Genomic DNA, 14,766 nt, shown 5'->3' on the forward strand with positions numbered 1-14,766 from the left:
TCTATCGATTACTGGTTGGCGTTGACCGTGACGCCGAGCGTCTTGATCAGCGACTTCGGATCGGCCATGCCGCCGGCTGCAATGATGGCAAACGGCACGGGCTTGGCCGGGGCGGCCTTGATCTCGATGTTCTTCGGGCTGTCGAGATAGGCGCTGACCGCTGTTCCCAGGGCCTGGGCGAATTCGGCATTGCCGAGCTGCGCTGCCATCATCGGAAGGATGGCCTTGCCCTGGTTGACCAGGTCGGTGCGCTTGGCACCCTGCTGCTTGGCAGCGTAGTCGAGAGCCTTGTTGGTGAGCGAAGCATCGTCGAAGCGGATCGATGCGCCGGTGAAGCTGAGCTGCTGCATCAGGCCGAGCATGGCCATGCCCTTGGCATCGTCAGGCTTGCCGTCGCCGCTCTTTACAGCGTCCTGAATGCCCTTGATGAAGTCGAGCGTGTAACCGGAAATGTCGAACTTCATGCCCAGCGTGCCGGCATTGTCGGCGGCAAAGGCGAACTTGTCGACGTTGAGACGGCCGTCGGGGATGTTCCACGAGCCGTTCATGTCGATCTTGCCCGAAAGCGTTTCATAACCAAGCGCCTTGATCGTGTCCTTGGTCTTTGGGTCTTCCACACCCGACAGGTCCGCTTTGAAGCTTGCGACATTGGATGTGAAGACGACCGGCGCCGACGCGGTGAACGGCGAAACGGAAACGGTCAGGTTGTCAGCCGAAAAGACATCCTTGCCCTTGCTGTTGACGTTGAAGTGCTTCAGCCCGCCCTTCTGGTACTGGAGCATTTTCGCCAGCGGTTCGGTTGCGCCTTCGGCCGGCAGGGTGATGCCTTCAAGCTTGATGCCTTCGACACTGATCTTGCTGTCCGGTTCATCGGCTGGGCTGAACTTGATATCCGGTACGGTTACCGATCCGATCTTGAAGCCGCCGCCCGAAACGTCGCTGACATCACTCAATGTCACGTCGCCGGCATTGAAGCTCTCCTTGGCGCCCGCTGCGGACAGCTTGGTGTCCTTGAGGGTGACGGTCGAGCCGTTGGTTTCAACATTGGCGTATTCGAGGGTGCCGCCCTGTTCGCCGTAAACGGCCTTCAAACGGGCCGCCACCGCATTGCCGTCCACCGCATAGGCTGAACCGGCAAAGACAACGACAAGTGCAGTGGTCGCAGCCATGAGGTGCAAGCCGGATTTCAGAGAGTAGGTTGGACGCATAGTGTGTTCCTTGTTTGCTCGGTAAACAAATCTATCCCATGCCGCGCGGCAAAACTATGACAGTCTTTCCCTGCGAAATCGGGCCAATTGGGCGGTAGAAAGTCAGATTTGGCGGATGGACGCAAGCCCTGCCCATTTTTTGCTCATCACGATAGGCAACAGACTGTGATCTGAGCGAATCATTGCTTGCCCGTGAATCGGTGAGTTGATAACCCATTGACATGGGAAAAAGCCTGATTCCGCCAGACAATGGCGACGATAATATTGAACCGGTTGATCTGAAAGCCGCGCTGGAAGAACGCTATCTGGCCTACGCGCTTTCGACAATCATGAACCGTGCCCTGCCGGATGTGCGCGACGGGCTCAAACCCGTCCACCGCAGAATCATGCATGCGATGCGGCTGTTGCGGCTTTCGCCCGACCAGTCCTATGCCAAATGCGCCCGCATCGTCGGCGAGGTCATGGGCAAGTTCCACCCGCATGGCGATCAGTCGATCTATGACGCGCTGGTGCGCCTGTCGCAGGATTTCGCCGTGCGTTATCCGGTTGTCGACGGGCAGGGCAATTTCGGCAATATCGACGGCGATAACCCGGCGGCCATGCGCTATACCGAAGCGCGGATGACCGACGTTGCCATGCTGCTTCTCGAAGGCATCACCGAGGATGCCGTCGATTTCCGCCCGACCTATAACGAGGAAGACGAAGAACCGATCGTTCTTCCCGGCGCCTTCCCGAACCTGCTCGCCAACGGCTCGTCCGGCATTGCGGTTGGCATGGCCACATCGATCCCGCCACACAATGTGTCGGAGCTCTGCGCCGCCGCCCTGCACCTGATCAAGCATCCCGAGGCGACGGTCGAAGAGCTGATGTCGCTGGAGGACGATCCCGAGGATCACACCAGAACCAGGGTGCGCGGGCCGGATTTCCCGACCGGTGGCGTGCTTGTCGAAAGCGCCGATGCCATTCTCGATGCCTACAAGACCGGGCGCGGTGGTTTCCGCCTGCGCGCCCGCTGGCATGTGGAGGATCAGGGGCGCGGCACCTGGATCGTCGTCATCACCGAAATTCCCTATCAGGTGCAGAAATCACGGCTGATCGAAAAGATCGCCGAGCTCCTGATCGCCAAGAAAATTCCCTTGCTGGATGACGTGCGCGACGAATCCACCGAGGATGTGCGCATCGTGCTCGAACCGAAGAGCCGCAGCGTCAATCCCGATATTCTGATGGAATCCCTGTTCAAGCTGTCCGAGCTGGAAACACGTTTTCCCCTGAATATGAATGTTCTCTCGAACGGCAAGGTGCCCAACGTCCTGTCGCTGCGCGACGTGCTCAAGCAATGGCTCGAACACCGCAAGGATGTCCTCATCCGCCGTTCGCGTCACCGGCTGGCTGAGATCGAGCGCCGCCTGGAAATTCTCGGCGGTTTCCTGATTGCCTATCTCAATCTGGACGAGGTGATCCGCATTATCCGCGAGGAGGATGAGCCCAAGCAGGAAATGATGGCCCGTTTCGGGCTGAGCGATGTTCAGGCGGAAGCGGTCCTGAATATGCGCCTGCGGTCGTTGCGCAAGCTCGAGGAATTCGAGATCCGCAAGGAATTCGACGGGCTGACCGCCGAAAAGGGCGAAATCGAGCAGTTGCTGGGTTCCGATGCCAAGCAGTGGCAGACCATTTCCTGGCAGATCGCCGAAATGCAGAAGAAATATGCGGCCGACACACCGCTCGGCAAGCGACGCACCACCTTTGCCGATGCGCCGCAGCATGACCAGGCCGATATTCACCACGCCATGATCGAGAAGGAACCGGTGACGGTCGTTGTCTCGGAAAAGGGCTGGCTGCGCGCCATGAAGGGGCATCTGCCCGATTTCTCGTCGCTAACCTTCAAGGAGGGCGACAAGCTCAAGCTGGCATTCCACGCGGAAACCACGGACCGGATTCTGATCCTGACCACCGGCGGCAAGTTCTACACCATCGGCGCCAACAGCCTGCCCGGCGGGCGCGGTCATGGCGAGCCGATCCGCATCATCGTGGATATGGAGAACGATCAGGACATCGTCACGGCCTTTGTGCACAACCCCGGACGCCAGCTGCTGCTGTCATCCCATGACGGCAATGGCTTCCTCGTGCCGGAGGCGGATGTCATGGCCAATACCCGCAAGGGCAGGCAGGTGATGAACGTCAAGGCGCCGGATGAGGCGCGCCATTGCATTCCCGTCGCTGGTGACAGCGTGGCGATCGTCGGCGAGAACCGCAAGATGCTGGTGTTCCCGCTGGCGGAAATCCCCGAACTCGGGCGCGGTAAAGGCGTACGCTTGCAGCGCTACAAGGATGGCGGCGTCTCCGACATCCGCGTCTTTGCCATGGAGCGGGGACTCACATGGCAGGATGCGGCGGACCGGACGTTCACGCGCAGCCGGGAGGAACTGGCCGAATGGATTGGGCCGCGTGCTTCCGCCGGCCGCATGGTGCCGAAGGGTTTCCCGCGCTCGGGCAAGTTTTCCTGACATCGACGTGACGGCTGATTGAAAAATTAAACGAGAACGTTCATTCTCGTATTGACCGGTTTTTCGTTTCGCTGTAAATGAGAGTGAACATTCGCTCTTTTTTGTGGTGCCTTGTGACCGACAGTATTCTGCCAAATCAATCGAAGCTCCTGACCGATGACGGATCGGACAGGGAATCCGGTTGTTTTGTCGCCAAGCTGTTCGGCAAACGGGCGCAGAACCGCGAAGTGCAGGAAGCGCGCATCCTTGAAGCCGCCACCAACTGTTTTGTCCGTGCGGGCTTTCGTGGCGCATCGATGAATGACATCTGCTCCGAGGCCGGCATGAGCCCCGGTGCGCTTTACCGTTACTTCCCCTCGAAAGAATCCCTGATCGAAGCCATCGTCGCGGGCCATCGCAAGGCAAGCGCCGAAATTCTCGACCGCATGAGCGGTTACGGCAACATCATCGATGCGCTTGTGATGGTGGGCCTCGATCACGTTCGCCAGAAGTCGGCGAACGGCGTTGACGACGCCAGCGCGCGGCTTTTTGCCGAGGTACGGGCGGAAGCCATCCGCAACGAGGCCGTTGCGGCCCAATGCGAGCTTTATGAAGGGCAGATGCGCGAAAAGCTTCTGTCAGCCGTCGGCGCCGCCAAGGCCCGGGGCGAGATTGATCCCGTCGGTGACCTGGAGCTTGTCGTGGCCAGCCTTGCCGCCATGGGCGAGGGGATCATCATGCGGAATTTTCCGGCACAGGGTGTGCCTGTCGAGGCGCTGGAGCCGATGTTCCGCGCTCTTGCGGTCGGCATCCTGCGCCCCGTGCAAGCATAAATACTGACATACCGATCCAGCAAATACCTCTTTTGATCAGGTAATCCGATGCGCAACCGTCGCACTAAACTTCTGGCATCCGTCGTTCTGGCCCTCGGCCTTACCGCCGCGCTTGTCCCTGCCGCCATGGCCGAGGACAAGACGGCCGTACAGGCGGTCAAGCCGCCCGTCATCAATGTCATTCCGGCCGTCGAAGCCGAGATGGTCGCGTCCATCACCGTCACCGGCACCATCGTTCCGCGTCAGGAGGTTGCAGTGGGAACCGATGTGGCGGGGCTGATCGTGCTCGAACTCAGCGCCGATCAGGGTGACCGGGTGAAGGAGGGCGAGATCATCGCCCGCCTCGACAAATCGTCCCTCGAAATCCAGCTGGCGCAGATCGAGGCGCAGCGCGCCCAGGCCGAAGCGTCCATCGCCCAGTCGGAGGCGCAGATCGTCGATGCGCAGATCGCCGTCCGGCAGGCCCAGGAAGCGCTCGACCGTGCCCGCGCCCTGTCGGCCAAGGGCATCACCTCCAAAGCCGATTTCGACAATGCCACCAATGCCTATGACAGCGCCAATGCCCGGCTCAACACATCCCGGCAGGCGCTGGTCGCCAGCCAGTCACAGCTGCAATTGGTCGCCGCGCAGAAGCGCGACGTCCTGCTGCGCATCGAAAAGGCCGACGTCAAGGCACCGACGACCGGCGTCGTCCTCAGCCGTAATGCGCTGCTTGGCGGCATTGTGTCGATGAATGCCGGTCCGCTGTTCCGCATCGCCCGAGACGGCGAATTCGAACTTTCGGCCAATATACCGGAAGTGGATTTGCCGCGCCTCAAGCCTGACATGCCGGTGGCTGTGCGCGTGTCCGGCATGGAACAGCCGGTTTCCGGCCGGGTGCGCCTCATCTCCCCGGAAATCACCGCAAGCTCGCGCCTCGGTGCGGTGAAGATTTCACTGGAGCGCAATGACGCGATCCGGCCCGGCAACTTTGCCCGTGCGGTCATCGAATTGACCCGGCGCAATGGCGTCAGCGTCCCGCTCTCGGCTGTTGTCTATCGCGGCCCGACGGCCCTTGTGCAGGTGGTCAAGGACGGCGTGGTCGACACGCGCAAGGTCACCCTCGGCATCCGCAATGACCGCGCTGTGGAAGTGCTCGACGGCCTTGCCGACGGCGAAGACGTTGTCGCGCGGGCCGGTACGTTCGTTGCCAATGGCGACCGGGTGACGCCCATGCGCATTGCCGCGGAAACGACGGGGGCAGTCAAATGAACTGGAACATTTCCGCCTGGTCGATCCGCAATCCGGTTCCATCGATCCTGCTGTTTGTCGTGCTCGTCGTTCTCGGCCTGATGAGTTTTTCCAAGCTGCCGATCACCCGCTTTCCCAATATCGATGTTCCCCTGATTTCCGTAGCGGTCACCGATCCCGGCGTTGCGCCGAGCGAGCTGGAAACCCAGATCGCCAAGCGTGTCGAGGATTCGGTTGCCAACATCACCGGCGTGAAGAACGTCACCACCACGCTGACCGAAGGCATTTCGACAACGCTCGTCGAGTTCCGCCTCGAAGTGGATACGCAGAAGGCGCTCAACGATGTCAAGGATGCGGTCACCCGCATCCGCAGCGATCTGCCTGCCACGATCAAGGAACCCATTGTCAGCTCTGTCGATGTCGAGGGCTCGTCGATCCTGACCTATGCGATTTCCGCGCCGGCGATGACATCCGAGGAACTGTCCTGGTTCGTCGACGACAAGATTCTGCGCGATATCCAGGGCGTCAAGGGTGTCGGCCGTGTCGAACGCTATGGCGGCGTGACGCGGGAAATCCGCGTCTCGCTCGATCCGGACCGTCTGACGGCATTGGGCGTGACCGCATTTGACGTCAACCGCGCGCTGAAATCGATGAATGCCGATCTGACCGGCGGGCGCGGCGATCTGGGTTCAACCCAGCAGACCATCCGTACCCTTGGCGCATCCCGCACGCTGGACGACCTGCGCAGCGTCGAAATTCCGCTGGCGGGCGGGCGCTCTGTCCGGCTGGATGCCATCGGCACCGTGTCGGATTCGTTCCAGGAACCCAAATCCTTTGCCCGCGTCAACAACCAGACCGTGGTGTCCCTCGGCGTGTTCCGCGCCAAGGGTGCCAGCGATGCGGATGTGTTCAAGCGGGTTCAGGACCGCATGGACCTGCTGACGCAGAAATACCCCGATGTGCGGTTCAGCATCATCGACAATGCAGTGAACTACACCTACGGCAATTATGAAGCCGCCATGAGCTCGCTGGTCGAAGGCGCGCTATTGTCGATCGTCGTGGTCTTCCTGTTCCTGCGCAATATCCGCGCGACGCTGATCGCGGCGATTGCCCTGCCGCTGTCGGCCATCCCGACATTCTGGGCCATCGATATGCTCGGCTTCTCGCTGAACCTGATCAGCCTGCTCGGCATCACGCTGGTGACGGGTATTCTCGTCGACGACGCCATCGTGGAGATCGAGAACATCGTCCGGCACATGCGGTCGGGCAAATCGCCTTACCGCGCGTCGCTGGAAGCGGCCGACGAAATCGGACTTGCGGTTATCGCCATTTCCGTGACGATCATTGCGGTGTTTGCGCCGGTCAGCTTCATGAGCGGCATTGCCGGACAATATTTCAAGCAGTTCGGCCTGACGGTCGCCGTGGCGGTGTTCTTCTCGCTGCTGGTCGCCCGCCTGATCACGCCGATGATGACCGCCTATCTCCTGCGCGACGGCAAGAACCTGCACCATGAGGACAATGACACCGGCTGGGTTGGCGCCTATACGCGCTTCCTTGGCGTGACGCTGCGCTATCGCTGGCTGACGCTGATCAGCGGCGTCCTGCTGTTCGCTACAGCCATCTGGGCCATGGGGTTCCTGCCATCCGGGTTTGTCCCGGCACAGGACGAGGCGCGCGTGGCGGTCAATCTCGAACTGACGCCGGGTTCGCGCATCGATGAAACCCGCCGCGTCACCGATGAAGCGGCGCTGCGGGTCAGGGAAATCCCGGAAGTGCAGCAGACCTATGTCGTCGGCGGGTCGTCGCCAAAGGGCGAGACGGATACGCGCCGCGCGACCATGATCGTCAAGCTCAGCCACAAGAGCGAGCGCAACCGAAGCCAGAAGCAGATCGAAGCCGAGATTTTCGCCAAGCTTTCCGAAGTGCCGGATCTGCGCGCCAACTTTGTCAATGATCGCGGCGAGCGCGAATTTGCCGTCGGCGTCATCGGCGCGGACGGCCAGAAGGTGAGCGAGCAGGCCCGGTCCATGCAGAGCGGCATGACGGCAACGGGCAGCTTCCAGGCGGTGTCCTCCAGCGCTGCGCTGGACCGTCCGGAAATCATCGTGACACCGCGCATGGACAAGCTGGCCGAGCTTGGCCTGTCCACGGCTGCCGTTTCCGATGCGCTGCGCGTGGCAACCCTTGGCGACCTCGACGCCAATCTGGCGAAATACACCGTGGGTGACCGACAGATTCCGATCCGGGTTCAGCTGACCGAGGACGCCCGCCGCGATCTGACCGTCTTGAACACGCTGACCGTGACCGCCCCATCCGGCGTCGTGGTGCCGCTGGCATCCATCGCGCAGGTCAGTTTCGGCCAGGGACCGTCGTCCATCGAACGCTTCAACCGCGAACGGCGCGTCGTCGTCGGCGCCAACATGGCCGGTGGCAAGGAGATCGGCGAGGGGCTTTCCATCGTCAAGGGCTTGCCGCAGGTCAAATCCATGCCGGATGGCGTGCGCATTCAGGAAACCGGCGACGCCGAAGTCATGGGCGAAGTGTTCGCGGGGTTCCGCAATGCGATGATCATGGGCCTGATGCTGGTGTTCGTGGTGCTGATCCTGCTGTTCGGCAGTATCTTCCATGCCTTCACCATTCTGATGTCATTGCCGTTGTCGATTGCCGGTGTGGCCGCCGCCCTGCTGCTCACCAACAATTCCGTATCCATGGCCGTGGTCATCGGTATTCTCATGCTGATGGGCATTGTCACCAAGAACGCCATCATGCTGGTCGATTTTGCCATTGAAGAGGTCAAGCACGGCATACCGCGCAATGAGGCGATCATCGACGCGGGCCGCAAGCGCATCCGTCCCATTGTCATGACGACGATTGCCATGTCCGCGGGCATGGTGCCGGCGGCGCTGGCCTTCGGCGATGGCGGCGAGTTCCGGGCACCCATGGCCATCGCGGTGATCGGCGGGCTGCTGATCTCGACCGTCCTGTCGCTGGTGTTCGTGCCGTCCTTCTACACGATCATGGACGATCTCAGCCGCTGGATGGCGCGTGCGTTCCATTGGGGCTTCCGCCCGAACAAGCCGGACGAAGCCGAAGCGGCCGCACGCCCTGGCGTGCGCACCGTGCCCGCCTATCCGGCACCGGGCTATGCCAGCGAGGCAGCCGAATAGGGGTTCTCAGATCGGGTGGCGGAACGCCGCCATCCGCGAGCGCTTGCGGGCGCTGTGCATCTGCCAGATCGAATGGCTGACCAGCGTGGTGATGATGATGATGCCGCCAAGCAGGGTGGGGTCGCTTGGACGTTCGGCAAAGACCAGCCAGACCCAGATCGGCGCCAGAACCGTCTCCAGGAGATAGAACATCGCCACTTCAGGCCCGGACAGGAAGCGCGGGCCGGTCGCCAGGCAGGCAAAGGCGATTGTCGTCACCACGGCGCCGTTGAAGATGATCCAGCCGGGCGCGGCGACGGAAAAGCCATGCTGTGAAACCATGAAAATCGCCACGATCATCGGCAGGACGGTGCCGATAATGGCGGCAAAGCTCATATCCTTCTTCGAGGCGCGGGTCACCGTGATGGCGGAGGCGAGGAAGAATGTCGACATCAGGGCGATGATGTTGCCGAACAGGTGCCCCGATGACAGGCCCTCGCGCACGATGATCCCGACGCCGATCAGCATGAAGAACATGGCGACGAAGGTTGCGGTTTTCGGGCGCTCCTTCAGGAAAATCCAGGAAAGCAGCGCCGCAAACACCGTGTTGAACGCCAGGATGAAGACAAGGTTGGCGGTCGAGGTGTTGTAGACGGCGATCATGAAGAAGATCGAGCCCAGGCCGTAAAGCCCGGCCACGGCAAAGCCGATCCGTCCCGGCAGGATGGTTTTGACCCGGCCGGTCACCATGCTCCACACCGCCCAGATGATCAGGGCGCAGATGAAGGTCGTGCCGCTGCGCAAAAGCAGCGTCGACCAGGTTTCCCCCTGGCCGAGGCGCAGCAGCGGGATATCGACGGAGAGTATCAGCCCGCCTATGCCCGTGATGAGCAGGCCCTTGCGGTGATCGAGATGCGGTTGGGACATTTCCTCTGACTTTCCAAGTCTTTTTCTTGTTTTGAGGCCCGAGCATTAGCCGCAAGCGCTGGCTTATTCTAGGTCGCCTGCACATAAATCTGTTTCAAACGGCAGAAGGCAGTTTCGTGGTGCGTGGTTCGACAAGCTCACCATGAGGGATATGGTTTGGTGCAAGGTTGGTCACAAACGTTGCAGAATAGTGCTCCCCTGCAATCCTCACCCTCCCTCATGGTGAGCTTGTCGAACCACGCATCACCAAAGTGCACATGAACTAATCGCGGCGTTCCCAGCCCTTCGGGCCCAGATGTTCCTGGGGCTTGTAGCGGATTTTGTACTGCATCTTGCGCGAGCCCTCGACCCAGTAGCCGAGATAGACATGCGGGAGGCCGGCGGCAGCGGCGCGCTGGATGTGATCGAGGATCATGAAGGTGCCGAGCGAACGGTCGGCGTAATCCGGATTGAAGAAGGAATAGACCATCGACAATCCGTCGCCCATGACATCGGTCAGTGCCACGGCGATCAGCTCGCCTTCGCCTTTCTTGGTGATGAAGGAATCCGGCCCGCGGCGGCGGTATTCGATGATCTGGGTGGGGACGTGGGTGTCTTCGACCATCATCGCATAGTCGAGCACCGTCATTTCCGACATGCCGCCCTTGTTGTGCCGCGCATCGAGATAGCGCCGGAAGAGGGCGTATTGTTCCGTCGAAGGTTCCGCCTGGTGGATATTGCCGATCAGGTCCCGGTTGTGGTTCCAGACCCGGCGCATGGATTTGTCCTGCTTGAACTCCCCGGCCAGAATGCGCACGGAAACGCAGGCCCGGCAATTCTCGCAGGCCGGACGGTAGGCAATGTTCTGGGAGCGGCGGAAACCGCCCTGGGTCAGGAGATCATTCAGCTCGGCGGCGCGCCCGCCGACAAGGTGTGTAAAAACCTTACGCTCCAATTGCCCTTCCAGATAAGGACAGGGCGAGGGTGCTGTAAGGAAGAACTGCGGTGATTGCTGCGGTTGATGCGTCATTCGTTATCCTGGAACAGTCTGCAACCCCTATAGAATCGTAAGACCCCCGAAAACGTCAATTCAATTATATTGCATTCAGATGTGAATGTCGCGGGTCGTCGTTGCAAACGTTACGGCCAGGACCGAGGTGCCAAGCTTAATGTCAGCCGTGGTCGTCATTGAGATTGTAGCAGGGCTGGCCGTTCCATGAATGGCTCGGCGCATCCACCTTGCCGTCGACCGTACGGCCCCAGCGGCCGGCGAAGGAACGGTAATCGTTGGAAAAGCGGATGGTCAGCAGACCCGAGCCGTATTTGTCGACCCAGACCATCGTGCGCTCGGTACCTTTGGCCGGATCTTTTTCCGCGAGGGTTCCCATGACGAGGCCATCGCGCGCTTCGATCTGGTATGTGCCCGATATGCGGCCATCACGATCCACATTGAGCGCCGTGACGACATCCCGGTAGTCGCCGCTTGAAATCACCTCGCCGCAAAATCGTCCGGCCGGTGAAGCAGCGATGCTGTCGCCAAGTCCGGAACCATAGAATGCAAATGCCATTGCGGCGAGAGCAGCAAGCCTGAGATGTGTCATGGATGTGGCCGGTAAAGCAAGAAGGCTCCCGATGGGAGCCTTCTGGATTAATGATATGCGCGTACGACGACCGTACCAAGAAGAAGATCGTGGACCGTGCGTTTGCGGTCGACAACGAAAGTTGCAAGCAGGATCAGCGGTGTCAGCACCACATTCAATCCCCAGAACAGCACCGTATGAACGACCGCAAGCAGGCCATCGACCTTCTGGCCGTCAAGACGTTCGAGCCTGAGGCCCATCATCTGCATGCCCTTGGTTGCCTGGCGCGGTCCGCCGAGTGTTGTCGCCACATAGGCGAGCGCCACGGCCGGGAACATGATGCCATAAAGCATCCATCCAAGGCCAAGCGTTGCAACACCCAGAATGGCGATGACGATCGCGACCGGGATGCACAGGAAAAACACGATGACATAATCCATCAGGAACGCAAAAATGCGGCTGGACCGCACGCCCTGATACATCCGCCAGTCATCCAGGCGGTTGGTGATTATTTCGCCGTCAAGCGCGCTCGTATTCATTTCGTTTCCCGTTTCAAACACACGGACACAGTGCCGTGCTGCAGAACGTGGGAACTCCAGAATGGAAATTCAAGCAGATTTTTTTACAGGCCGGCTTTCAGGCGCTCGGCGACAAGCGGGGCGAAATAGGTCAGGATGCCGTCGCAACCGGCACGCTTGAACGCCAGCAGCGTTTCCATCATCACCCGTTCCTCGTCGATCCAGCCATTGGCGCCGGCGGCCTTGATCATCGTGTATTCGCCGGACACCTGATAGGCGAATGTCGGGACGGAGAATGTCTGCTTGAGCCGGTGGATGATGTCGAGATAGGGCAGGCCGGGCTTGACCATCAGTGAATCCGCGCCTTCCGCCAGATCCTGCTCCGCTTCGCGGACCGCCTCGTCCGTATTGGCCGGGTCGATGTAGTAGGTCTTCTTGTCGCCCTTCAGGCGTCCCGACGTGCCGATTGCTTCGCGGTAGGGGCCATAGAAGGCCGATGCGAACTTGGTGGCATAGGCCATGATCGCCACATCCTGGAAACCATTCTGGTCCAGCGCTTCGCGGATGGCACCGATACGGCCATCCATCATGTCGGACGGCGCAATGATATCGGCACCGGCCGCTGCCTGCAGCACGGCGCCACGGGTGATCTGCGCCACCGTCTCGTCATTGACGATGATGCCGTCGCGCAGAATGCCATCATGGCCATGGCTGGTGAACGGGTCGAGCGCCACGTCGGTGATCATGCCGATTTCCGGCACCGCGTCCTTGATGGCGCGGGTGGCGCGGTTGATCAGGTTGTCGGCATCGAGAATGCCCGATCCCGTCTCATCGCGCAGGGCCGGGTCGATATTGGCGAAGGTGGCAATGGCCGGAATGCCAAGCTTTGCGGCGCGTTCCGCCTCGCGCGCGGCCATATCCACAGAAAAGCGCTGCACGCCGGGCATGGCGGCAATGTCTTCACGGCGATTCGTCCCCTCGCACAGAAAGATCGGCCAGATCAGGTCATTCACCGTCAGCTGGTTCTCCTGAACCAGGCGGCGCGACCAGTCGGCCTTGCGCATGCGGCGCAGTCGCCGGCTCTGCGTGATTTCATCGACGGTCCTGCCGGTGCTGGCATGAAAAGGGGAAACTTTGTTCATGATGGCTGCCTTATCCGCGTGCAGCGGACTTTCTGCTGTTGTTGAGAAGTGTTTTAACAGGCTTCCCCCCTCGGACCAAGATGCTTGGCAACAGATGTGATCCATTGACGCGGTGCGCCGGAGTTTCCTAACCTCATCATAATCAATGAGGAGGGGTGCATGGAAATCGATTTCGGCGGCGAAGGCGAAATAGTATTCGAAACCAGCGGCAAGGCCGGACTGGTTCGTTTGACACGCCCGAAAGCCCTCAATGCGCTGACCCCGATCATGGTCCGGGCGATGCATCGCGCCCTGCAGGCCTGGGCCGTCGATCCCGATATCGCCTGCGTTATCGTTGAGGGGGAAGGCCGCGCCTTTTGTGCGGGCGGCGATATTCTTGCCGTCTACCATGCGGGGCAGGCGGGCAAGCCGCTCTACGACTTCTTTTACGACGAGTACCGGCTCAACGCCTTCATCCGCCATTTTCCAAAACCTTATGTTTCCCTGATCGACGGCATCGTCATGGGCGGCGGTGTCGGCATTTCCGTGCATGGCTCGCACCGGATCGTCACGGAAAATGTCATGTTCGCCATGCCGGAAGTCGGGATCGGCTTCTTTCCCGACGTGGGCGGCAGCGCCTTCCTGCCGCACTTGCCCGAACATTTCGGCACCTATCTTGCCCTGACAGGCAACCGTATCCGCCAGGGCGATTGCCTGCAGAGCGGCATTGCCACCCATGCGATCCGGGCGCAGGACAAGGAGGCGATCCGCCATAGCCTGATCAAAACAGGCGACCCGGCGGAAGCCTTGCACGGCAAAACGATCAATCCGGACTATGAAACCAGTGAAAAAATACGCGATATGATCGGCGTGCTCTTCGATTCGCAAACGCTTGGCGGTTGTCTCATCCGCCTGGCTGCCGCCGGCGTGAACGGAAACGAGGATGCGCAGCGCGTTCTGGATATTGTCAGGACACGTTCTCCCACCAGCCTGCACGTGACGTTCAGGCAGATCGAAGAAGGACGTGATCTCGACATGGATCAATGCATGCAGATGGAATACCGGATCCTGTCCCGAATGCTGGAAAACCATGATTTCTATGAAGGTGTCCGGGCGCTGCTGGTCGATAAGGACAATGCGCCGCTCTGGCAGCCGGCAACGGTTGAAGACGTGACGCCTGAGATGGTGGACGCTTATTTCGCGCCATTGGGCGAGCGGGAACTGCAGCTTACATGATCGAGAAGCCCACCCATCTGCCCTTCGATTCGACGCTGGCCCAGACCGGATTCATCTGGCTGCTGCGTTTGGTGTCGCTGTATTGCCTCGCGGCCGGTGTCGGTTACTGGGTGCAGATCATGGGCTACTACGACGGGCTGCTCTGGCGCTTCGACCTGATGCCCTGGCAATGGAAGGTGGCGTCGGTGTCGCTGGCCATGCTGTTTCCCGTGGCGGCGACTGGGCTTTGGATGATGGTTTCGTGGGGTCCCGTCATCTGGTTCGTGGCCGCCGCGGGTGAGACGCTGATGTTCACGGTGTTCTGGGAATACTTTTATTTCCGGCCGGCAATTGCCGTTATCCATGGCTGCGTCGCCTTGCTCTATATCGCCTTCCGTATCGTGCTTTTGCTGCAGAAGCGCCAGCAGGCCATGCCGCAGCGGTAAGTCTTCATTAAGCCTGAAATTGCATGCCTCGTGGTAAGGTACTGTTAAGTCTGAGTTTTAATTCGAATTTTATGCGTATT

12 protein-coding genes are annotated in these 14,766 nt (G+C 60.3%); 6 read left to right on the forward strand and 6 right to left on the reverse strand.

Features of this window, described 5'->3' with window-relative positions; all coding sequences use genetic code 11:
* Window positions 1-8 precede the first annotated feature (8 nt).
* Entirely contained in the window at window positions 9-1,208 is a 1,200-nt protein-coding gene (locus tag ACP7B1_RS17350; RefSeq protein WP_346306210.1) for a hypothetical protein, read from the reverse strand.
* 221 nt (window positions 1,209-1,429) lie between these two features.
* Between ACP7B1_RS17350 and parC the strand changes: the two genes are divergently transcribed.
* The 4 genes from parC to ACP7B1_RS17370 all read left to right on the forward strand — a co-directional run bounded on the left by parC (window position 1,430) and on the right by ACP7B1_RS17370 (window position 8,921).
* Entirely contained in the window at window positions 1,430-3,712 is a 2,283-nt protein-coding gene (gene parC / locus ACP7B1_RS17355) for a DNA topoisomerase IV subunit A (RefSeq protein ID WP_346306209.1), read from the forward strand.
* A 113-nt stretch (window positions 3,713-3,825) separates the two neighbouring features.
* Window positions 3,826-4,524 (forward strand): TetR/AcrR family transcriptional regulator, encoded by a 699-nt coding sequence (locus ACP7B1_RS17360; protein WP_346306208.1) that lies wholly within the window; start codon window positions 3,826-3,828, stop codon window positions 4,522-4,524.
* A 48-nt stretch (window positions 4,525-4,572) separates the two neighbouring features.
* Window positions 4,573-5,775, forward strand: a complete 1,203-nt coding sequence (locus ACP7B1_RS17365; RefSeq protein ID WP_346306207.1) for an efflux RND transporter periplasmic adaptor subunit — start codon at window positions 4,573-4,575, stop codon at window positions 5,773-5,775.
* The gene (locus ACP7B1_RS17370) at window positions 5,772-8,921 is read left to right on the forward strand and encodes an efflux RND transporter permease subunit (protein WP_346306206.1); all 3,150 of its coding nucleotides are present in this window, start codon (window positions 5,772-5,774) and stop codon (window positions 8,919-8,921) included. The genes ACP7B1_RS17365 and ACP7B1_RS17370 overlap by 4 nt, the downstream gene beginning before the upstream one ends.
* A 6-nt stretch (window positions 8,922-8,927) precedes the next feature.
* On the opposite strand, the gene ACP7B1_RS17375 is transcribed toward ACP7B1_RS17370, so the two are convergent.
* From ACP7B1_RS17375 to hemB, 5 genes are all read right to left on the reverse strand, one after another.
* The gene (locus ACP7B1_RS17375) at window positions 8,928-9,827 is read right to left on the reverse strand and encodes a DMT family transporter (protein WP_346306205.1); all 900 of its coding nucleotides are present in this window, start codon (window positions 9,825-9,827) and stop codon (window positions 8,928-8,930) included.
* Between the two features lie 262 nt (window positions 9,828-10,089).
* On the reverse strand, window positions 10,090-10,836 hold the full coding sequence (locus tag ACP7B1_RS17380; RefSeq protein WP_223615712.1) for an arginyltransferase: 747 nt from the start codon (window positions 10,834-10,836) through the stop codon (window positions 10,090-10,092).
* 142 nt (window positions 10,837-10,978) lie between these two features.
* Window positions 10,979-11,407, reverse strand: coding sequence for a hypothetical protein (locus ACP7B1_RS17385; protein ID WP_346305626.1), 429 nt, complete (start codon window positions 11,405-11,407; stop codon window positions 10,979-10,981).
* A 47-nt stretch (window positions 11,408-11,454) separates the two neighbouring features.
* The gene (locus ACP7B1_RS17390) at window positions 11,455-11,868 is read right to left on the reverse strand and encodes an RDD family protein (RefSeq protein ID WP_426137167.1); all 414 of its coding nucleotides are present in this window, start codon (window positions 11,866-11,868) and stop codon (window positions 11,455-11,457) included.
* 140 nt (window positions 11,869-12,008) lie between these two features.
* A complete protein-coding gene (gene hemB, locus ACP7B1_RS17395) occupies window positions 12,009-13,046 on the reverse strand; it encodes a porphobilinogen synthase (protein ID WP_403172845.1) in 1,038 nt (345 codons plus the stop codon).
* 159 nt (window positions 13,047-13,205) lie between these two features.
* Here hemB and ACP7B1_RS17400 point away from each other — a divergent pair, with 159 nt between their 5' ends.
* Window positions 13,206-14,261 (forward strand): enoyl-CoA hydratase/isomerase family protein, encoded by a 1,056-nt coding sequence (locus ACP7B1_RS17400; protein ID WP_346306100.1) that lies wholly within the window; start codon window positions 13,206-13,208, stop codon window positions 14,259-14,261.
* Window positions 14,258-14,686, forward strand: coding sequence for a DUF6163 family protein (locus ACP7B1_RS17405; protein ID WP_346306101.1), 429 nt, complete (start codon window positions 14,258-14,260; stop codon window positions 14,684-14,686). Before ACP7B1_RS17400 ends, ACP7B1_RS17405 begins: the two co-directional genes overlap by 4 nt.
* Window positions 14,687-14,766: the final 80 nt, after the last annotated feature.

Source organism: Phyllobacterium sp. SL163 (assembly GCF_049896885.1).
GTDB classification, from domain to species: Bacteria; Pseudomonadota; Alphaproteobacteria; order Rhizobiales; family Rhizobiaceae; genus Phyllobacterium; species Phyllobacterium calauticae.